The sequence below is a fragment of the Aeromonas diversa CDC 2478-85 genome (assembly GCF_000819805.1).
GTDB classification, from domain to species: domain Bacteria; phylum Pseudomonadota; class Gammaproteobacteria; order Enterobacterales; family Aeromonadaceae; genus Aeromonas; species Aeromonas diversa.
Genome location: NZ_CDCE01000029.1, coordinates 329,491 through 348,765, shown reverse-complemented (window position 1 = coordinate 348,765; position 19,275 = coordinate 329,491). Strand labels below are relative to the sequence as shown.

The window sequence follows — 19,275 nt, the reverse complement described above, 5'->3', positions numbered from 1 at the left end:
CGGTGCACCCCTTATTGCCCTTGCTGCGACTTGTGGTGGGCCCAGCGCATGGTGCCAATCACCACCGGGATGAGAAACGCCAGGGTGAACAGGAACCACTGCACATTGTTGACCCCGGCCACCGCCATGGCCTGGGTGTGCAGCGGCTTGGCGAGCAGGGCCGGCGCGGCCTCCTGCCCCAGGGCTGAGGCGGCCTGCTGATAGTCGAGGAAGGCCTGGCTGGCGCTGTTGTAGTGCTCCCCCAGCCGGTTGACGGCCTGGCTCGTCTCCTGATGCATCAGGTGCGAGAGCTGGGCGACCGCCAGCAGGGAGCCCAGGCTGCGAAACAGATAGAACCAGGCCACTCCCTCGTCGAGATAGGCCCACGGCAGGCTGCGCAGCACGTGCACCGTGAGGGTGATGTTGAGGATGCCGATGGCCACCCCCTTGAGCAGCAGGGCCGGCCAGAAGTCATCGAAGCCGCTGCCGGCACTGCGCCCGGCGAGCAGGCAGCAGGCGGTGAGCATCAGCACGATACCGATGGGGATCACCTTCTCCGGATCCCGCGCCGGGTTCGTGGTGGCATAGAGGGCGATCAGCAAGCCCACCAGCATGCCGGCAAAGCCCACCAACCCCATGCGCCCAAGCTCGACGTGGCTGTAGCCCATGGCCTGGGTGACGTAGACGGTGACCAGCTGGTTGGTGCCGAGGACGACAAAACCGGCCATCACCGCATCCAGCATGCCCGCCTTGCACAGGGGGGCGGCCAGCAGATCGGGGCGCAGGTAGACGCCGCGCCCCCAGCGCCGGCGCAGTGCCAACACCGTCAGTCCGCCGAAGCCGAGCAGCAACCAGCCCAGGGCCACCAGATGGGGCGTCTGAAACCAGTCGAAGCGCTCGCCGCGCAGCAGCAGGTAGGTCAGCCCGCCGATGAAACCGCTCAGCAGCAGCGCCTGCAACAGGTTAAAGTGCAGGGGTGAGCGTTCGCCGCGCGCAAACCAGGGGCCAAAGCGGGTCCAGTAGAGCAGCGCCAGAAACACCGGCACCTGCACCGCGAAGGCCCAGTGCCACAGGCTCTCCTCGGCCAGATGGGCCAGCAGTAGCGGATAGAGCCCCATAGGGATCAGCACGACCCCAAGCAGCATGGCCCCCTCGACCAGGGCGATGGCCCGATAGCCAAGCCCCCGCAGCACCAGGCCGTGGGCCACCAGCAGCAACAAACTGGCCGACACCCCGAGCCCCCACCAGGCAAGCAGCTGCGGCGCAGGTTGCCGGCACAGGCAGGCGAGCAGGGCGGCGACGAGGCCAATCAGGGCACCCAGCCGGGTCATGCTTCGATAACCCAGCCGACGCGCCAGCCAGGCCGCCAGCGGCAGCGTCATCAGCTGGCCCATCATGTTGAGCGTCTTGAGCCAGCTCGCCTCGTCCCCGGAGAGGCCGAGAGCACCGGCAATCTCGGCCGCCCCCGAGCCGTAGAGCTCCCCCGTGATCCCCTGGGGCAGCAAGAGCAGCAGGGTCAGCACCAGCAGTTGGGGTATGCGCAGCATGATCAGCCCCGCCCGCCGACGGCGATCGCCACCTCGGCCGAGAGGCCGGGCACCACCCGACCGCGCAGCTCACTCGGGATGTCGAGGGCGATCTTGACCGGCACCCGCTGCACAATCTTCACGAAGTTGCCGGTCGCGTTGTCCGGCGGCAGCAGGCTGAAGCGCGCGCCGGTAGCCGGCGAGGCGCCGATCACGTGGCCGCGCAGCGGGCGGTCCGGGAAGCTGTCGAGCCTCACCTCTACCGTCTGGCCGGGCAGGATGTGGGTGATCTGGGTCTCCTTGTAGTTGGCCTCCACCCACACATCGTCCACCGGCACTATGGCCAGCAGGTTGGTCCCCTTGGTAACGAAGCGCCCCTTGCGCACGCTGCGATTGCCGACCACGCCGCTGATGGGGGCCCGGATCTGGGTGTCTTCCAGGCTCAGGCTGGCCAGCTCGAGGGCGGCGCGGGCCTGATCCCGCTGTGCCAGCCGCTGGGCGCGCTCGGTCTGCAGGGAGCCCAGCTGACGCTTGGCGCTGGCCAGCCCAAGGCGGGTCGCCTCCAGGCTGGCGTTGGCCTGGCGCATCCGGGTGCGCTGGGCGTCGGCACTCGACTTGGCCACCAGCTTCTTGCCGAGCAGGTTGTCATAGCGTGCCCACTCGGTGCGCTGAAGCTCGGCATCGGCCTGGGCCGCCTCGATACGCGTGGCCGCTTCCCCGATGCCGATCTCCTGCATGGCGATGCGCTCGCGCACGTTGGCCAGCGCCGCCTCGGCGGCGGCCAGAGCACCCTCCGCCTGGGTCTTGAGGGCCTGGTAGTCGCGTGCATCCACCTCCGCCAACAGCTCACCGGCATGCACGAACTGGTTGTCGGCGACATGAACCCGGGTCACCACGCCGGCCACCTCGGCGCTGATCTGGGCTATCTCCCCCTGCACATAGGCGTTGTCGGTGACCACCTCCCCGACGTGGGGCATCAGATAAACATAGAGACCGGCCACGGCCCCCAGCAGCGCCAGGGCGACCGCTCCCTTCTTCATCGTCGCTTTCATCTTCACTCCGCGCATGATACTGTACCGTACAGTACCAAAATCATAGAGGGCGTCGTGAACGGTGACAAGCCCCCGACGACAAAAAATGTACCGAGGAGTACTGTAACTATGCGTCCATCGAGTCTGGAGAAGCGCCAACGCTACCTGGCGAGCGCTATCGAGTTGTTTCTGGAGCAGGGCTATGACGACACCAACATGGCACAGATCATCGAGCGCTGTGGCGGCTCCAAGCTGACCCTGTATAACTACTTCGGCGACAAGCAGGGACTGCTGCGCGCCGTGGTGGCCGAGCTGACCGAGCCGCTGGAGGAGGCCCTCGCCTTCCCCACCGACCAGAGCACGCCACGTCAACAGCTGATGGCACTCGCCGTGAACTACCTGCACTTGGTCTATGACGAACGCCGCCTCAAGTTATGCCGGCTGGTGATGACCCGGGTGCACAAGGACCCCGATCTCATCCGCTTCTTCCTCGAGCGCAGTGCCTACCACTCCCAGAGCATGCTCGGCACCTTCCTCAAGGCGCTCGACGGCCAGGGCATAGTGCACTTGGACGATCCCGAGCTGGCCTGCGAGCAGCTGCTCGGGGCACTGCGGGGCAACCGCCACTTCGAGGCCCTCTACGCCGATACCATCCCGAGCCCCGCCGAGATGCGCCGCAGCGCCGAGTCGGCGGTGGATGCCTTCCTCGCCGGCCACCGCCGCCCATAACAAAACACCCCGCCGAGGCGGGGTGTTTGACTTATCGAACGAACCTTTAGCGATTGTTCACCTTCTCGTGCAACTCCTGCACCGAGCTCACGTTGGCGGTAGCATCGACGCTGATGGCCATGCAGGTGGCGAACGCCGCGTGCAGAGTGGTGGTGTAAGCCACCTTGTGCTGCAGGGCGCCGCGGCGCAGCTGCTTGGAGTCCTCGATGGCGCGGCGGCCCTCGGCGGTGTTGACGATGTAGGTGTACTCGCCATTCTTGATGCGATCCAGAATGTGCGGGCGACCCTCGTGTACCTTGTTGACCAGACGCGGATTGATGCTCGCCTCCCCCAGAGTCACCGCAGTGCCGTGGGTGGCATCGAGGTCATAGCCCAGCTCCAGCAGCTTGGCGGCCAGGTTGACCACCCGCTCCTTGTCGCCGTGACGCACCGAGAGCAGGGCGCGACCTTCGCGCGGCACTTGATGGCCGGCACCCAGCAGCGCCTTGGCATAGGCCTCGGCGAAGCTGCTGCCCACCCCCATGACTTCACCTGTACTGCGCATCTCCGGCCCCAGCAGCGGGTCGACCCCCGGGAACTTGGCAAACGGCAGCACGACCTCTTTCACCGAGTAGTAGGGCGGGATGATCTCGCTGGTGAAACCTTGTTCCTTTAGGCTCTGACCGGCCATCACCCGGGCGGCGATCTTGGCCAGCGGCGCGCCGGTGGCCTTGGAGACGAAGGGCACGGTACGGGCGGCACGGGGGTTCACCTCGATGAGGTAGATCTCGTTGTCTTTAACCGCGAACTGCACATTCATCAGGCCCACTACGCCAAGCTCCAGCGCCAGTTTGCGCACCTGCTCACGCATCTCGTCCTGGATGGCCTTGGAGAGGGTGTAGGGCGGTAGGGAGCAGGCGGAGTCACCGGAGTGGATACCGGCCTGTTCGATGTGCTCCATGATGCCGCCGATGACCACGTCCACGCCGTCGCAGATGGCGTCCACGTCCACCTCGGTGGCGTCGTCCAGGAAGCGGTCCAGCAGCACCGGCGATTCGTTGGAGACGCTCACCGCCTCGGCGAAGTAGCGGCGCAGGTCCTGCTCGTCATAGACGATCTCCATGGCGCGGCCACCCAGCACGTAGGAGGGACGAACCACCAGCGGGTAGGTGATGCGCTCTGCCAGCAGCACCGCCTGCTCCAGGGCGGTGACGGTGCCGTTTTCCGGCTGCTTGAGACCGAGGCGCTCGACGGCGGACTGGAAGCGCTCGCGGTCTTCCGCGCGGTCAATGGCATCCGGACTGGTGCCGATGACCGGCACGCCATTCGCTTCCAGGGCGCGAGCCAGTTTCAGCGGGGTCTGGCCGCCGTACTGGACGATGACGCCTTTCGGGTTTTCGACGCGCACGATCTCCAGCACGTCTTCCAGGGTGACCGGCTCGAAGTAGAGGCGGTCGGAGGTGTCGTAGTCGGTGGAGACGGTCTCCGGGTTGCAGTTGACCATGATGGTCTCGTAACCGTCTTCGCGCAGAGCCAGCGCCGCGTGTACGCAGCAGTAGTCAAACTCGATACCCTGGCCGATACGGTTCGGGCCGCCACCGATGACCATGATCTTGTCGCGGTTGGTGGGGTTGGCCTCGCACTCCTCGTCATAGCTGGAGTACATGTAGGCGGTGTTGGTGGCGAACTCGGCGGCGCAGGTATCGACCCGTTTGTAGACCGGGAAGATGTTGTGGCGGGCGCGCAATTTACGCACTTCACCTTCGGCCACACCGAGGATCTTGGCCAGACGGGCATCGGCGAAGCCCTTGCGCTTGAGGCTGCGCAGGAAGTCAGCATCAAGGCCCGCCATGCCGCGCTCTTTCACCTGCTCTTCGAGTTTCACCAGCTCTTCAATCTGCACCAGGAACCAGGGGTCAATCTTGGTCAGGCGGAATACGCCGTCCATGGAGAGACCGGCCCGGAAGGCGTCGGCGATGTAGAAGATGCGATCGCTACCGGCATCCTGCAGCTCGTGACGGATGCGGGTCAGGGCGTCAGGGGCGTTGAGATCCAGCATGGGGTCGAAGCCGGTCTTGCCGGTCTCGAGGCCGCGCAGCGCTTTGTGCAGGGACTCCTGGAAGTTGCGGCCGATGGCCATCACTTCACCGACGGACTTCATCTGGGTGGTCAGACGGTCGTTGGCGCCGGCGAACTTCTCGAAGTTGAAGCGCGGCACCTTGGTGACCACGTAGTCGATGGCCGGCTCGAAGGAGGCCGGGGTGCGACCGCCGGTGATGTCGTTCATCAGCTCGTCCAGGGTGTAACCGATGGCGAGCTTGGCGGCGATCTTGGCGATGGGGAAGCCGGTTGCCTTGGAGGCCAGCGCGGAGGAGCGCGACACCCGCGGGTTCATCTCGATGATGACCATGCGGCCATCTTTCGGGTTGATGCCGAACTGGACGTTGGAGCCACCGGTCTCGACGCCGATCTCGCGCAGCACCGCCATGGAGGCGTTGCGCATGATCTGGTACTCCTTGTCGGTCAGCGTCTGAGCCGGCGCGACCGTGATGGAGTCACCGGTGTGAATGCCCATGGGGTCGAAGTTCTCGATGGCGCAGACGATGATGCAGTTGTCGTTGCGATCGCGCACCACCTCCATTTCGTACTCTTTCCAGCCGATGAGCGACTCGTCGATGAGCAGCTCCTTGGTCGGCGACAGGTCCAGGCCGCGCTCGCAGATCTCGACGAACTCTTCGGTGTTGTAGGCGATACCGCCACCCGAGCCGCCCATGGTGAAGGAGGGGCGGATGATGCAGGGGAAGCCCACTTCGGCCTGCACTTTCCAGGCTTCTTCCATGTTGTGGGCGATGCCGGCACGCGGGCACTCCAGGCCGATGCTGCGCATCGCCTTGTCAAAGCGGGAGCGATCCTCGGCCTTATCGATGGCGTCGGCGGTGGCACCGATCATCTCGACACCAAACTCCTTGAGCACACCGTGCTGCTCCAGCGCCAGGGCGCAGTTCAGTGCGGTCTGGCCGCCCATGGTGGGCAGGATGGCGTCCGGGCGCTCTTTCTTGATGATCTCGCGCACTACTTCCCAGGTGATGGGCTCGATGTAGGTGGCGTCGGCCATCTCCGGGTCGGTCATGATGGTGGCCGGGTTGGAGTTGACCAGGATGACGCGGTAGCCCTCCTCGCGCAGGGCCTTGCACGCCTGGGCGCCGGAGTAGTCGAATTCGCAGGCCTGGCCGATGACGATGGGGCCGGCGCCGAGGATCAGGATGCTCTGAAGGTCGTTACGTTTTGGCATGGCTCTCTTTATCCTCTTAGGCGCGATACTGCTTAATCAATTCAATAAAGTGGTCGAACAGACCGGCACAGTCGTGCGGGCCCGGGCTCGCTTCGGGGTGACCCTGGAAGCTGAAGGCCGGACGGTCGGTGCGATGAATGCCCTGCAGGGACCCATCGAACAGGGAGACGTGGGTGGCGCGCAGGCACTCCGGCAGGTTGTTCTCGTCCACTGCGAAGCCGTGGTTCTGGGCGGTGATCATGACGGTGTTGTCGTCCAGGCTCTTCACCGGGTGGTTGGCACCGTGGTGGCCAAACTTCATCTTGACGGTCTTGGCGCCGGAGGCGAGACCCAGCAGCTGGTGACCCAGGCAGATGCCAAACACCGGGGTGTTGGTATCAAGGAAGGCCTTGATGGCCTCGATGGCGTAGTCGCACGGCTCGGGGTCACCTGGGCCGTTGGAGAGGAAGATGCCATCCGGGTTCAGCGCCAGTACCTCGGCAGCCGGGGTCTTGGCCGGCACCACGGTCAGGCGGCAGCCGCGGTCCACCAGCATGCGCAGTATGTTGCGCTTGACGCCAAAATCGTAGGCCACCACGTGGTATTTGAGCTGGTCGGCATCCGGGGTGACGTGCCCCTTGCCAAGCTGCCAGCTGCCTTCGGTCCAGTTGTACGCCTCGCCAACCGTAACCTCTTTGGCCAGGTCCATCCCCTTCAGACCGGGGAAGGCGCGCGCCTGTTCGAGGGCGTATGCTTCATCGATCTGCTTGCCGGCCAGGATGCAACCGGCCTGGGCGCCTTTCTCGCGCAGGATGCGGGTCAGTTTGCGGGTGTCGATGTCGGCGATGCCAACGATGTTGTGGGACTTGAGGTAATCGGAGAGGGATTGCTGATTGCGGAAGTTGGAGGCCAGTATCGGAAGGTCGCGGATGATCAGGCCTTGGGCGTGGATCTGGGTGGACTCTTCATCTTCTGCGTTGGTACCTGTGTTGCCGATATGGGGATAAGTGAGGGTGACTATCTGACGGGAATAGGAGGGGTCGGTAAGGATTTCCTGGTAGCCCGTCATCGACGTATTGAAAACCACTTCACCAACGGAACATCCCTCGGCGCCTATCGAAACGCCCTTGAAGACAGTTCCATCTTCCAGCACTAACAATGCAGTGTGATTCAAGACAACCTCCAGTTTTTTAGCTTGAAATTCAGCAATTTACCTGGGTGTTACTGACCGAGCGCCGGGTCAATTGGACCCAGCTGGGCCGGCAGGTTTCGGGCAAATTGCGCGCATTCTACTGAAAACTTGCGGCATTTCAACCGGCAACCTCAACCAGAATGCATTTAAATTCTATAAAAAGGCAATTCCAGTCATTATCTATGCATTGCCTCGCCGCGCAACCCCCGCCGTAAAACTTTTTTGCGCCCTCTAGCCAGATGCGCACCACGGAGCCACAAATTTCCAATAAAACATTATTTTTTTCTTTTATTTCATCATCTTGAGAAGCAATCATGGAATCACAACAAACAAACAAAACCCATTTGAGCCATGTGAAATTTCCAAAGACAAAGAAAAACGTTTTACTAGTTATGCATTTTTAATCTTTTTTGATGATGCGTCTTTGTGGTCATGTTACGACCAACCGATAACAGGGTGATGACAAGTGAGCGGCAAGCCGATTAACAACCGGTGCGGGGAGAAGATAGAAGTCGCTTGGTTTTACATGCTTTAATAAAAAAAGGCGGCAAAGCCGCCTTTTTTATACGTTTTGCTCAGTACAGCCCCAACACGTCCTGCATGTTGTAGAGGCCGGCAGGCTGAGTCTTGAGCCAGCGGGCGGCACGCACGGCGCCATTGGCGAAGGTGAGGCGGCTGGAGGCCTTGTGGCTGATCTCCACCCGCTCGCCGATGTCGGCAAACATGACGGTGTGCTCGCCCACCAGATCGCCGGCACGGATGGTGGCAAAGCCGATGGTGTTGCGATCCCGCTCGCCGGTGATCCCCTCGCGGCCGTAGACGGCGCACTCTTTCAAGTCACGTCCGAGCGTCTTGGCCACCACTTCGCCCATGGAGAGGGCGGTGCCGGACGGCGCGTCCACCTTGTGTCTGTGGTGCCCCTCGATGATCTCGATGTCGGTGTACTCCCCCATCACTTTGGCGGCCTGCTCGAGCAGCTTGAACACCAGATTGACCCCGACCGAGTAGTTGGAGGCGAACACGATGCCAATCTCCCGAGCCGCCTGCTCGATGGTGGCTTTACCGGCCTCGTCAAAGCCGGTGGTGCCGATGACCATCATCTTTCCGTGCGCACGGGCGATGGCGAGGTTTTGCAGGGTCACCTCGGGACGGGTGAAGTCGATGATGAGATCAAATTGGTCGCGCACCTTGTCGAGACTGTCGCTGATGGCCACGCCCAGATGACCCAACCCGTTGAGCTCGCCGGCATCCAGACCGATCACCGCCGACCCCGGTCGCTCCAGCGCCGCCCCGACCACCACACCCTCGGCTTGGCTGATCGCCTCCAGCAGCACCTTGCCCATACGACCATTACAGCCCATCACGGCCACACGGATCGGATTGTCCATCTCCACCCTCTCATCTCGTTATCAAGGAAAGAGTCCGTTTTACCAGCCTGGGCCTGCTTTGAAAAGCCATCACGCACCCCACCTTATGACACCCGCTAACGGGGCCGCCCTCCGCTCGGCAGAAGGCGCCCCTTCTGATGGTTGTCCCAAGGGTTTTGGCAGACAAAAGGCCATCTGATAGATTCAGAGCGAGTCAAAACCACGAGTCGGCCCACGTCGACTTCAATCGGAGATGGGCAAGTATGCATGAAGGATGGCTGTTGGCAGTGGGCCTTGCGTCGCTTGGGCTGGCGACACTGGCCATGGCTCTACTGTTTGGCGGGCCGAGACAGGCGCAGGAGATGGCCAGTATTAACAATCCTTTTACCGGCCTGGACTGGAGCGGTTTACCTTCACTTTCAAGATACCCGGCGCGTGACGGCGCTCAGCTGGCCTACCGCCACTATGCCGCAGAAGGCAGTGCCATCAGAGGCAGCGTGATACTGGTTCATGGCTCTTCTGCCAGCAGCCAGAGCATGCACAAGATGGCAAGTGCCTTCTCGCAAGCCGGATACGACGCCTACGCCCTCGATATTCGCGGTCATGGCGAGTCTGGCAACAAGGGCACCATCGCCTACATCGGTCAGCTCGAAGACGACCTGGAGGATTTCATCAGGGCGGTAGCCCCCTGCAAGCCAGCCACTCTTGTCGGTTTCTCATCGGGGGGAGGCTTTGCCCTGCGCGTTGCCGGCAGCTCCCGGCAATCCCTGTTCGATCACTATCTGCTCCTCTCCCCTTATCTCGGCCCCACTGCCGCCAACTATCGGCCCAACAGTGGTGGCTGGGTGCGTGTCGGCATTCCTCGCCTGATTGCCCTGAACATCCTCAATGGCCTGCGCATCTTCGCGCTCAACCATCTGACCGTACTCAACTTTGCACTCAATGAAGAAGCGAAGTCCCAGCTGACCCCTTCTTACTCTTTCAACTTGGCGTCGAACTTTCAGCCAGACCGCGAATACCAGCAAAACATACGCAGTGCCAAGCGCCCCTGCGCCGTGCTTGCTGGCACTGATGATGAAGCCTTTCAGACTGATCAACTGGAGCCAGAGTTAAGACGCCTCGGCGTTCAGTGGCCTGTCACCCTGCTGCCGGGGATTGGGCACATACCTTTGACTCTGGACCATGACGCCACCCAGGCAGCGGTTCAGGCGGTGGAGAAACTGGCCCAGCCACTGCCCGGTCGCTCCCTTTAGCGAGGCGGTCTGTACATTTCCTGACACTGCCCACTGCCCACTGCCCACTGCCGGATGATGCAGCAAACATTCGGCAGCAAGACCCTGCCCCTGGATACCGCTGGGCGGCGCTTCTTGTCAGGGGCACACAGCGCCGCTCAATACCCACATCAGCCCCCAAATCACACCGAATAATGAACAGTGAAAATTAAATACTCAGAATATTATTCCGATATTTAAGAGGTGGCAGAATCACAAAACAAAAACACCTATCCATCTGGACGGCTATCTTGACCCCAATGAGTTGACTCACTACTGTGGGCCCCCCAATGCGGCAGGATGCCCGCCCTGTTTTCCCCTATCCCAACCCGATAAAGGCACAAAGCAGTTCACGACAGGAGGTCATTGTTCAATTTCAGAGGAACACATGATCCAGACCCAACCCAGCGCCCGGGCCCTGCTGCCCTTGCTGCTCTTTCTTGCCCTCTTTATCGGTACCGGCACCTGGTTGACCCTGCAAGGGGTCGAGTTCGCCTTCTATCAACTGCCCGCCCCGGTTGCCGCACTGCCTGCCGTCGTGCTCGCCCTGTTCATCGGTCGCGAGGGGCTGAGCAAGAACCTCGAGACCTTCTTCAAGGGGGTGGGCGACAGCAACATCATGGCCATGTGCCTCATTTACCTGCTGGCCGGCGCGTTTGCCAGCGTGGCCAAGGCAACCGGCGGAGTGGATGCCACCGTCGCACTGGGCCTGTCACTGATACCGGGCTGGGCCCTGCTGCCGGGTCTGTTCCTCATCTCTGCCTTTATTGCCACCGCCATGGGCACCTCCATGGGCACCATTGGCGCTGTCGCACCTGTCGCCCTGGGGGTCGCCCAGAGCGCCGGGCTCGACCCCGTGCTGGTGGCCGGTGCCGTGCTCGGCGGCGCCATGTTTGGCGATAACCTCTCGATTATTTCGGATACCACCATAGCCGCTACCCGCAGCCAGGGGTGCGAGATGAAGGACAAGTTTCGTGAGAATCTGATGATCGCCGCCCCGGCCGCACTGCTGGTGATGATGGGCTATCTGCTGCTCGGCCACGTGGCAGAAGTACCGACGCAGCATCTGGACCAGTGGGTCAAGGTGCTCCCCTACCTGCTGATCCTGGGGCTGGCGCTCTCTGGCATGAACGTCTTTTTGGTACTGGGCACAGGTATCCTGGCCGCAGGTCTGGTCGGGCTGGCCGGCAGTGGCTATCAGTTGGGTCAGTTCACCCAGGATATCTACAAGGGTTTTACCTCCATGCAGGAGATCTTCCTGCTCTCCATGCTCATTGGCGGCCTCGGCGCCTTGATGGAGCGCCAGGGCGGGCTCGCCTGGATCACCGGTCACATCGCCGCCCTGATTGCCCGCTTCAGCCGGGGTCACGATTCGGATCAGAATGAGAAGGCAGCCGAGCTGGGAATCGCCTCCGTGGTGAGCCTGACCAACGCCTGCACCGCCAACAATACGGTGGCCATCATAGTGGCGAGCAAGGTGGCCAGAGAGCTGGCCGAGCAGCACGGTGTCACGCCGCGCCGCGCCGCCTCACTGCTCGATATCTTCTCCTGCGTGGTGCAGGGTCTCATCCCCTGGGGCGCCCAGGCCCTGCTGCTCGGCTCCATCTTCGGTCTGTCGCCGCTGGCCGTTATCAGCATGAGCTTCTACCCCATGGCCCTGGCCCTGACCGCCATCCTGGCCGTCTTTATCAAACATCAGATGCGCAGCCGCTAATCCACATCACGGGGCCATGCACAGGCAGGCCCCGTAGTGATATGCTCCGGTAGTCACAAGGAGTTACCATGTCAGAACGCCATACCCTGCGCCAACAGATCCGTGAGCGCCGCCGGGCGCTCACAGCCGAGCAGCAGCATCTGGCCGCCCAGGCCCTGCTCGAGCGCATCAAGAGTCATCCCGATGTGGCCCACGCCCGACGTATCGCCTTCTATCTGGCCAACGACGGCGAGATCAACCCATTGCCTACCATTCATTGGCTCTGGGCCCAGAAAAAAGAGGTCTACCTGCCGGTGGTGCACCCCTTCACCCCGGGCCACCTGCTCTTCTTGCACTACACGCCGACCTCTCCCATGGTGCGTAACAAGTTCCGCATCGAAGAGCCCGAGCTCGATATGGAGCGCGTGATCCCCTACAGCGGCCTGGATCTCATGTTCACCCCCATGGTGGCTTTCGACGCCGACGGCAACCGCCTCGGCATGGGCGGCGGCTATTACGACCGCACCCTGGCCTGCTGGCAGCAGCATCAGCTCGGCCCCAAGCCCATCGGGGTCGCCCACGACTGCCAGCTGGTAGACAAGGTACCGAGCGAGGAGTGGGACATCCCCCTGCCGGAGCTGCTGACCCCGTCACGGCACTGGCAGTTTAAAAAAACGTGAGAGAGCCCTCATCCTGCCTATCCTTGGCGGTCGCTCCGCACGGCCGCCTTGGCTTATAATGCGCCCGCTTTTGTCCCCAAGGAGCAGTCATGACTCAAGATGAAATGAAAAAGGCCGCCGGCTGGGCAGCCCTGGAATACGTGGTTCCCGACACCATAGTCGGGGTGGGCACCGGCTCCACCGTCAACCATTTCATTGATGCCCTCGGCACCATCAAGGATCGGATCAAGGGCGCCGTCTCCAGCTCCATTGCCTCTACCGAGCGCATGCAGGCCCTCGGCATCACCGTCTTCGATCTCAACGAGATCGAAAGCCTCTCTGTCTATGTGGACGGTGCCGACGAGATCAATGCCAGCCGTGACATGATCAAGGGTGGCGGCGCCGCCCTGACCCGCGAAAAGATCGTCGCCGCCGTGGCCGATCAGTTTATCTGCATCATCGACAATACCAAGACGGTCGAGGTGCTCGGCCAGTTCCCCCTGCCGGTCGAGGTGATCCCCATGGCCCGCGAATACGTGGCCCGCGAGATCAGAAAACTCGGCGGTAACCCTCTCTGGCGCGAAGGGGTCGTCACCGACAACGGTAACCATATCCTCGATGTGCACGGCATGGCCATTACCGAACCCAAGGTGCTCGAGGCTCGTCTCAACGCCATCGTCGGCGTGGTGACCAACGGCCTGTTTGCCGCCCGCGGTGCCGACGTGGTGGTAATGGGCACGCCGGACGGGGTCGTCACCCTGAAGTGATTTGATCAATATTTTGTACGGACCAAGGCGCCTTCAGGCGCCTTTTATTTTCTCTGCGAGCTCCCTTTCTCCCTTTAGCGGCTTGTGTAATTCGTTGAAAACTTCAAAAAATTTGACTTTCATCACACTTATTCCCTGTGCCCGGTGTTTTTGTTAATTTACAAATTCTTCTCGCACCATCAGTAACGCAAAGGGATCGTCATGACAGTCAAGTTTTCATTGGACAAGGACAAGATTAAGGTGCTGCTGCTTGAGGGCGTTCACCCCAACACGGTGGAGACCTTCCGGGCGGCCGGATATACCAGCGTGGAGTATCTCAAGGGTTCACTCTCTGAAGAGGAGCTCATCGAGCGCATTCGCGATGTGCATTTTATCGGCATCCGCTCGCGCACCCAGTTGACCGAGAAAGTGCTGGACGCCGCCGCCAAGCTGGTCGCCATCGGCTGCTTCTGCATCGGCACCAACCAGGTCGAGCTCAAGGCGGCCGAGATCCGTGGCATTCCCGTGTTCAACGCCCCCTTCTCCAACACCCGCTCGGTGGCTGAGCTGGTGCTGGGTGAGATCCTGCTGCTGCTGCGCGGTGTACCCGAGAAGAGCGCCAAATGCCACCGTGGCATCTGGGAAAAACTGGCCAACCGCAGCGTCGAGGCACGTGGCAAGAAGCTTGGCATCATCGGCTACGGCCACATCGGCACCCAGCTTGGCATCATCGCCGAGAGCATCGGCATGAAGGTCTACTACTACGACATCGAGAACAAGCTCTCGCTGGGCAACGCCATCCAGGTGCCGACCATGGCCGAGCTGCTCAACATGTCTGACGTCATCAGCCTGCACGTGCCCGAGACCCCCTCCACCAAGGAGATGATCGGTGCCGAGCAGCTACGCATGATGAAACCGGGCGCCATCTTCATCAACGCCTCTCGCGGCACCGTGGTCGATATCGACGCCCTGGTCGACGTGCTCAAGAGCGGCCACCTCAGTGGCGCCGCCATCGACGTCTTCCCGGTCGAGCCCAAGTCCAACGACGAGGAGTTCATGACCCCATTGCGCGGCTTTGACAACGTGATCCTGACCCCCCATATCGGCGGCTCCACCCAGGAGGCGCAGGAGAACATAGGTCTGGAAGTGGCCAACAAGCTCATCAAGTACTCCGACAACGGCTCCACCCTCTCTGCGGTTAACTTCCCGGAGGTCTCCCTGCCGGGTCATCGTGGTGCCAGCCGCCTGCTGCACGTGCACCGCAACCAACCGGGGGTGATGAACAAGATCAACCAGGCGTTCGCCGAGGAGGGGATCAACATCGCCGGCCAGTACCTGCAGACCAGCAGCGAAATAGGCTATGTGGTGATCGACGTCGAGACCGAGCACAGTGAGAAGGCGCTGGCCAAGCTCAAAGACATCGACGGCACCATCCGTGCCCGTATCCTCCACTAAGCCTTCACCAACGAAAAAGCCCTGAGTGATCAGGGCTTTTTATTATTCATCGATAGGGGCAAAACGGGCCATGAGGCGGCCCTCGTGCCGCACCCACTCCAGAAACATGGGTTTGGGTCTCGCGTAGCAGGTTCCGTCATCGACGCTGCGATAGATGACCAACAGCTCTTCCCGCTCCGAGTGGCGCGCCTCCATCAACACGTCGTAGAGGCCCCCCTTGTAGTGACGCCACAACCCGGTGCGCAAGGGTTTTCCAACCACCCTCTCCTCCTTCCTGATGCTCAAAACCGATGGCAAGCGGCTCACTGTGCCACCGCCATGGCGGGTACTCCACACTTTTTTTGACGAGGGTTTCCTGCCACTCGAAGCGCACAACGTGGTGCAGCATGGGCCACTTCAGGGTGAGTGCATGAGAATCGTCTAGTGAGGCATATTCAGACAAACAATCATGCTAAATGGAATTATCCGGAAACTCTGTCCACCAGAAGAGAATTAGCCAGATCTTCTAAAAATGGGATTGTGATGGAATTGAATTCTGTGAAGAATAGGGTAAGACAGATTTGATTCTAAATGGGCACTCCCGCCCCATAAGCCACAACAGGCAAGGATTCATCCCGACCATGTTCACCATCGACAAGTCGCACAAGCTCGACGATGTCTGCTACGACATCCGCGGCCCGGTGCACAAGGAAGCCCGTCGTCTCGAAGACGAGGGCCATCGCATCATCAAACTCAACATCGGTAACCCGGCCCCGTTTGGCTTCGACGCCCCCGAAGAGATCATCAAGGACGTCATTCAGAACCTGCCCCAGAGCCAGGGCTACTGCGACTCCAAGGGGCTCTTCTCCGCCCGCAAGGCGGTGATGCAGTACTACCAGCAGAAAGGGATGCGTCACGTCGACATCGACGACATCTACATCGGCAACGGCGCCAGCGAACTCATCGTGATGGCGATGCAGGCCCTGCTCAACAACGGCGACGAGATGCTGGTACCCTCCCCCGACTATCCCCTGTGGACCGCCGCCGTCACCCTGTCCGGTGGCCACGCCGTGCATTACCGCTGCGACGAAGGGGCAGACTGGTACCCGGATCTCGACGACATCCGCGCCCGCATCACCCCGCGTACCCGCGGCATCGTGCTGATCAACCCCAACAACCCGACCGGCGCCGTCTACGGCAGCGAGTTTCTGCTGGAAGTGATCGAGATAGCCCGCCAGCACAACCTCATCATCTTCGCCGACGAGATCTACGACAAGATCCTCTACGACGACATCTCCCACACCAGCGTCTGCACCCTGTGTGATGACGTCATCGTCGTCACCTTCAACGGCCTCTCCAAGGCCTACCGTGCCTGCGGCTTCCGCCAGGGCTGGATGGTGGTGACCGGGCCCAAGGGGCGCGCTCGCGGCTACATCGAGGGTCTGGAGATGCTGGCCTCCATGCGCCTGTGCGCCAACGTGCCGATGCAGCACGCCATTCAGACGGCGCTGGGCGGCTACCAGAGCATCAACGAGCTGATCCTGCCGGGCGGGCGCCTGCGCCGTCAGCGCGACAAGGCGTGGGAGCTCTTGAACGAGATCCCCGGTGTCTCCTGCGTCAAACCCAGGGGGGCGCTCTACATGTTCCCGCGCCTCGACCCCAAGGTGTACGACATCAAGGACGACCAGAAGATGGTGTTCGACCTGCTGCAGCAGGAGAAACTGCTACTGGTACAGGGTACCGGCTTCAACTGGCCGGCGCCGGATCACTTCCGCCTGGTGTTCCTGCCCCGCGAAGAGGAGCTGGAGGAGGCTATCGGCCGCCTCGCCCGCTTCCTCAAGGGCTACCGTCAGTAAGCAGGCGCAAAAAAGGCCACCGCAAGGTGGCCTTTTTCATGGGATTCACGCTGGGCCAAGGTGGGATCGGCATGCGCCAATATTCACGCCTCGGGCGGGAAAACTTGAATCATGTCACACCCTTATCCCCCTATTCAGGGGCGGCTCATTTGCTCCCCAAAAGAGGGGAACCTATTCTTTGTGCAACGGGATTCACAATCGAGACCATACAATAATGAATATCAATAGTCTGAGAACGCGAGTCTCACTCTATTTATTGGTGCTGGTCTCCCTGTCGGGAGGGGTGGCCTATTACTTCAGTAGCACCTTTATCGACCTGCAGTTTTCCAGATGGCAACAGCATCACAGGCAAGAGAGTCTGGATCGGGCCAGCCTCTACCTCGCCTCACAGCAGCAAGCGCTCACCACCATGACCAATGACTATGCCGCCTGGCTGGATACCTGGTCATTTATGGTGCAGGGTGGCCAAGACTACCTGAATGAAAACTATACGAACGAATCCCTTGAGAACCTGAATGTCAATCTGGTGTTCTTTATCGACCGAGCGCACCGGCTGACGCTCTCTCTGAAGCACGATGCCTCTCGGGTGGTTCCATTGAATGATCTTTCCATCTGGCAATCCATCTCGACCGCCCTGGAGGCCTATTGGCCCCAAGGCGCGATGGGCGGCAACCTTACCCTCTGGCTCGATGGCACACCACTCATGCTAGCGGTCGAGCCCATCTGGAATGGGGAGGACCGCGCCACCCAGAATGGTTGGCTCGCCATGGGGCGCCTGATGGACCAACGCAACCTTGACCGCCTGCAAACCATGCTCAAGAGCGAGATCCGCTTCTTCCATGCCACAGACAGTCACGACGAAGCCCTCCCGGTCGGGGCGCTTCAGAGTATGGGAGCCCCCTCCAGCGTCCACTTCGCCGTCAAAGACGAGCTCTCCTTGTCCAAAGAGAGTCAACTTGCCAAACGCGTGCTGGTGGGCAACGTGCTGACCCTGGTGATCATCTCCTTTCTCGTGGTGGCGTTTCTGTTTGACCGTATGGTCATGCGACGACTCAGCCGCTTCTCACAGCTGGCCATGCACCCCAGAAGCCTGCTCGATGAGACTCAGCTCTGGCCGGTAGAGGGAAAAGATGAGCTCGACAACCTGGCCAGCTCTCTCAATGACATGGTCAACCAGTTAAAGCTCTCTCAGAAGAGTCTCTTTAACGAAGCCCGTCGCGATCCTCTCACCCGGCTCGGGAATCGTACCCTGCTGCTGGAGCTGGTCGAGCGCTATTCTCCGCTGCTGTGCCGACATCACCATCTCGATCTCGCGCTACTGCTCATCGATCTGGACGAGTTCAAGGTCATCAACGACAGCCTGGGACACGAGCGGGGAGATCGGGTACTGGTGTGTGTGGCCGAGCGGTTGACTGCCCTGGCCAGGGGCGCCGATGTCCTGTTTCGACTGGGGGGTGACGAGTTTGCCGTGCTGAGCATACTGCCCCGCGGCAGTCAGGCCGCCGAGCGGCTGGCAAGGCGTATCCTGAGTGGACTGAGCCGGGCGTTGGATGTCGACGGGATCCAGGTACAGCTGAGTGCCTCTATTGGCATTGCCTATAACCATGGTCAGCTCGATAGCAACGACCTGATCCGTAACGCGGATCTGGCCATGTATGAGGCCAAGCGACACGGCAAGCACGGCATTCAGGCCTACTCTGATAGCCTTCATCAAAACATCAGCAACCGGCTGCACATGGAGCACAAGCTGCGCCAAGCCATCGCCGACTGTCAGTTAGAGGTGTGGTATCAGCCCATCATAGATGTACGCACCCAGCGGGTCGATATGGTCGAGGCACTGGCTCGCTGGCCGACTGAGGAAGGCTATGTCATGCCCAACGACTTCATTCCTCTGGCCGAAGATACCGGGCTTATCGTTCCACTCGGTTACCAGATCGCCCAAAAAGCCATGGCTGACCTACCGGCCTTGCGCGCCGTCAACCCCGACCTGAAGCTCAACATCAACCTCTCGGTGCTGCAGCTGATGCAGACCACCTTGGTTGAACGACTTTGCCAACTTTCGGATGCCAACAACTTGCCCCGCGATGCGGTGCATTTCGAACTGACCGAGAGCCTGTTCGCCGAAAAAAACGAAGTGCTGGTACAACATCTGTGCCAGCTGACCGAAGCCGGTTTCAAGGTGCATCTGGACGATTTTGGCACCGGCTACTCCTCGCTAGAGCGTCTGCTCAATCTGCCAGTCGATACTCTGAAGCTCGACCGCAGCTTCACCCAGACCCTTGAGCGGGGTGATGAACGCCTGGTGCGCGCCATCCTCTGGATCAGCCGTGAGATGAAGCTGGAGGTGATCGCAGAAGGAGTGGAGACCGATAAGGAGATGAGCCGTCTTCTGGCGCTGGGATGCCATCTGATGCAAGGCTACCTGTTTGCCAGACCGATGAAGCTGAAAGCGATGATGGTGTGGATGGAAGAGCGCCAGCGGCAGAGCCATGAGACCCATCCCCGGCCGACACCATCACTCCCTCATCCGGAGGTATAGATT

Annotated in this window: 15 protein-coding genes; 8 read left to right on the top strand and 7 right to left on the bottom strand. The window is 61.1% G+C overall.

The genetic code is table 11. The features are described 5' to 3' along the window. Positions 1–11: 11 nt before the first annotated feature. On the bottom strand, positions 12–1,526 hold the full coding sequence (locus BN1121_RS11040) for an MFS transporter (protein WP_005347832.1): 1,515 nt from the start codon (positions 1,524–1,526) through the stop codon (positions 12–14). A gap of 2 nt (positions 1,527–1,528) precedes the next feature. Next, positions 1,529–2,557 (bottom strand): HlyD family secretion protein, encoded by a 1,029-nt coding sequence (locus BN1121_RS11035; protein WP_231553027.1) that lies wholly within the window; start codon positions 2,555–2,557, stop codon positions 1,529–1,531. Between the two features lie 108 nt (positions 2,558–2,665). On the opposite strand from BN1121_RS11035, the gene BN1121_RS11030 reads away from it, so the two are divergent. Beyond that, a complete protein-coding gene (locus BN1121_RS11030; protein ID WP_005347829.1) occupies positions 2,666–3,265 on the top strand; it encodes a TetR/AcrR family transcriptional regulator in 600 nt (199 codons plus the stop codon). 46 nt (positions 3,266–3,311) lie between these two features. On the opposite strand, the gene carB is transcribed toward BN1121_RS11030, so the two are convergent. The 4 genes from carB to dapB all read right to left on the bottom strand — a co-directional run bounded on the left by carB (position 3,312) and on the right by dapB (position 9,095). Continuing rightward, entirely contained in the window at positions 3,312–6,536 is a 3,225-nt protein-coding gene (gene carB / locus BN1121_RS11025; protein WP_005347817.1) for a carbamoyl-phosphate synthase large subunit, read from the bottom strand. 16 nt (positions 6,537–6,552) lie between these two features. Continuing rightward, positions 6,553–7,689, bottom strand: a complete 1,137-nt coding sequence (carA, locus tag BN1121_RS11020; protein WP_005347815.1) for a glutamine-hydrolyzing carbamoyl-phosphate synthase small subunit — start codon at positions 7,687–7,689, stop codon at positions 6,553–6,555. 136 nt (positions 7,690–7,825) lie between these two features. Next, positions 7,826–8,023, bottom strand: a complete 198-nt coding sequence (locus BN1121_RS19780) for a hypothetical protein (RefSeq protein WP_156139398.1) — start codon at positions 8,021–8,023, stop codon at positions 7,826–7,828. Positions 8,024–8,282: 259 nt separating this feature from the next. After that, positions 8,283–9,095, bottom strand: coding sequence for a 4-hydroxy-tetrahydrodipicolinate reductase (dapB, locus tag BN1121_RS11015; protein ID WP_005347812.1), 813 nt, complete (start codon positions 9,093–9,095; stop codon positions 8,283–8,285). A 242-nt stretch (positions 9,096–9,337) separates the two neighbouring features. Between dapB and BN1121_RS11010 the strand changes: the two genes are divergently transcribed. From BN1121_RS11010 to serA, 5 genes are all read left to right on the top strand, one after another. After that, entirely contained in the window at positions 9,338–10,327 is a 990-nt protein-coding gene (locus BN1121_RS11010; RefSeq protein ID WP_043157125.1) for an alpha/beta hydrolase, read from the top strand. A gap of 406 nt (positions 10,328–10,733) precedes the next feature. Further along, entirely contained in the window at positions 10,734–12,059 is a 1,326-nt protein-coding gene (locus tag BN1121_RS11005; protein WP_005347804.1) for a Na+/H+ antiporter NhaC family protein, read from the top strand. Between the two features lie 68 nt (positions 12,060–12,127). Beyond that, positions 12,128–12,718 carry a 5-formyltetrahydrofolate cyclo-ligase gene (locus BN1121_RS11000; protein ID WP_005347801.1) on the top strand — a complete coding sequence of 197 codons (591 nt, stop codon included), beginning with the start codon at positions 12,128–12,130 and terminating at the stop codon, positions 12,716–12,718. Positions 12,719–12,807: 89 nt separating this feature from the next. Next, complete coding sequence (rpiA, locus tag BN1121_RS10995) at positions 12,808–13,464, top strand: ribose-5-phosphate isomerase RpiA (RefSeq protein WP_005347799.1); 657 nt, start codon at positions 12,808–12,810, stop codon at positions 13,462–13,464. Between the two features lie 201 nt (positions 13,465–13,665). Then, positions 13,666–14,898, top strand: coding sequence for a phosphoglycerate dehydrogenase (gene serA / locus BN1121_RS10990; RefSeq protein ID WP_005347794.1), 1,233 nt, complete (start codon positions 13,666–13,668; stop codon positions 14,896–14,898). A 42-nt stretch (positions 14,899–14,940) separates the two neighbouring features. On the opposite strand, the gene BN1121_RS10985 is transcribed toward serA, so the two are convergent. Then, the gene (locus BN1121_RS10985) at positions 14,941–15,159 is read right to left on the bottom strand and encodes a DUF1653 domain-containing protein (RefSeq protein WP_268744111.1); all 219 of its coding nucleotides are present in this window, start codon (positions 15,157–15,159) and stop codon (positions 14,941–14,943) included. Between the two features lie 359 nt (positions 15,160–15,518). Between BN1121_RS10985 and BN1121_RS10980 the strand changes: the two genes are divergently transcribed. Together BN1121_RS10980 and BN1121_RS19035 are read left to right on the top strand one after the other, a co-directional pair. Beyond that, positions 15,519–16,733: a pyridoxal phosphate-dependent aminotransferase gene (locus BN1121_RS10980; protein ID WP_005347791.1), complete on the top strand. Its 1,215-nt coding sequence runs from the start codon at positions 15,519–15,521 to the stop codon at positions 16,731–16,733. 214 nt (positions 16,734–16,947) lie between these two features. Further along, positions 16,948–19,272, top strand: a complete 2,325-nt coding sequence (locus BN1121_RS19035) for a putative bifunctional diguanylate cyclase/phosphodiesterase (RefSeq protein WP_081606392.1) — start codon at positions 16,948–16,950, stop codon at positions 19,270–19,272. The last annotated feature ends 3 nt before the right edge of the window (positions 19,273–19,275 follow it).

What these genes read in the sequence shown, in the direction of transcription:
- BN1121_RS11000 (WP_005347801.1), top strand. Translation starts at nt 12,128, where the DNA reads ATGTCAGAACGCCATACCCTGCGCCAACAGATCCGTGAGCGCCGCCGG.
- serA (WP_005347794.1), top strand. Translation starts at nt 13,666, where the DNA reads ATGACAGTCAAGTTTTCATTGGACAAGGACAAGATTAAGGTGCTGCTG.
- BN1121_RS11005 (WP_005347804.1), top strand. Translation starts at nt 10,734, where the DNA reads ATGATCCAGACCCAACCCAGCGCCCGGGCCCTGCTGCCCTTGCTGCTC.
- BN1121_RS11030 (WP_005347829.1), top strand. Translation starts at nt 2,666, where the DNA reads ATGCGTCCATCGAGTCTGGAGAAGCGCCAACGCTACCTGGCGAGCGCT.
- BN1121_RS11035 (WP_231553027.1), bottom strand. Translation starts at nt 2,557, where the DNA reads ATGAAAGCGACGATGAAGAAGGGAGCGGTCGCCCTGGCGCTGCTGGGG.
- BN1121_RS19035 (WP_081606392.1), top strand. Translation starts at nt 16,948, where the DNA reads ATGAATATCAATAGTCTGAGAACGCGAGTCTCACTCTATTTATTGGTG.
- BN1121_RS10980 (WP_005347791.1), top strand. Translation starts at nt 15,519, where the DNA reads ATGTTCACCATCGACAAGTCGCACAAGCTCGACGATGTCTGCTACGAC.
- dapB (WP_005347812.1), bottom strand. Translation starts at nt 9,095, where the DNA reads ATGGACAATCCGATCCGTGTGGCCGTGATGGGCTGTAATGGTCGTATG.
- carB (WP_005347817.1), bottom strand. Translation starts at nt 6,536, where the DNA reads ATGCCAAAACGTAACGACCTTCAGAGCATCCTGATCCTCGGCGCCGGC.
- BN1121_RS11010 (WP_043157125.1), top strand. Translation starts at nt 9,338, where the DNA reads ATGCATGAAGGATGGCTGTTGGCAGTGGGCCTTGCGTCGCTTGGGCTG.
- BN1121_RS11040 (WP_005347832.1), bottom strand. Translation starts at nt 1,526, where the DNA reads ATGCTGCGCATACCCCAACTGCTGGTGCTGACCCTGCTGCTCTTGCTG.
- BN1121_RS19780 (WP_156139398.1), bottom strand. Translation starts at nt 8,023, where the DNA reads ATGATTGCTTCTCAAGATGATGAAATAAAAGAAAAAAATAATGTTTTA.
- rpiA (WP_005347799.1), top strand. Translation starts at nt 12,808, where the DNA reads ATGACTCAAGATGAAATGAAAAAGGCCGCCGGCTGGGCAGCCCTGGAA.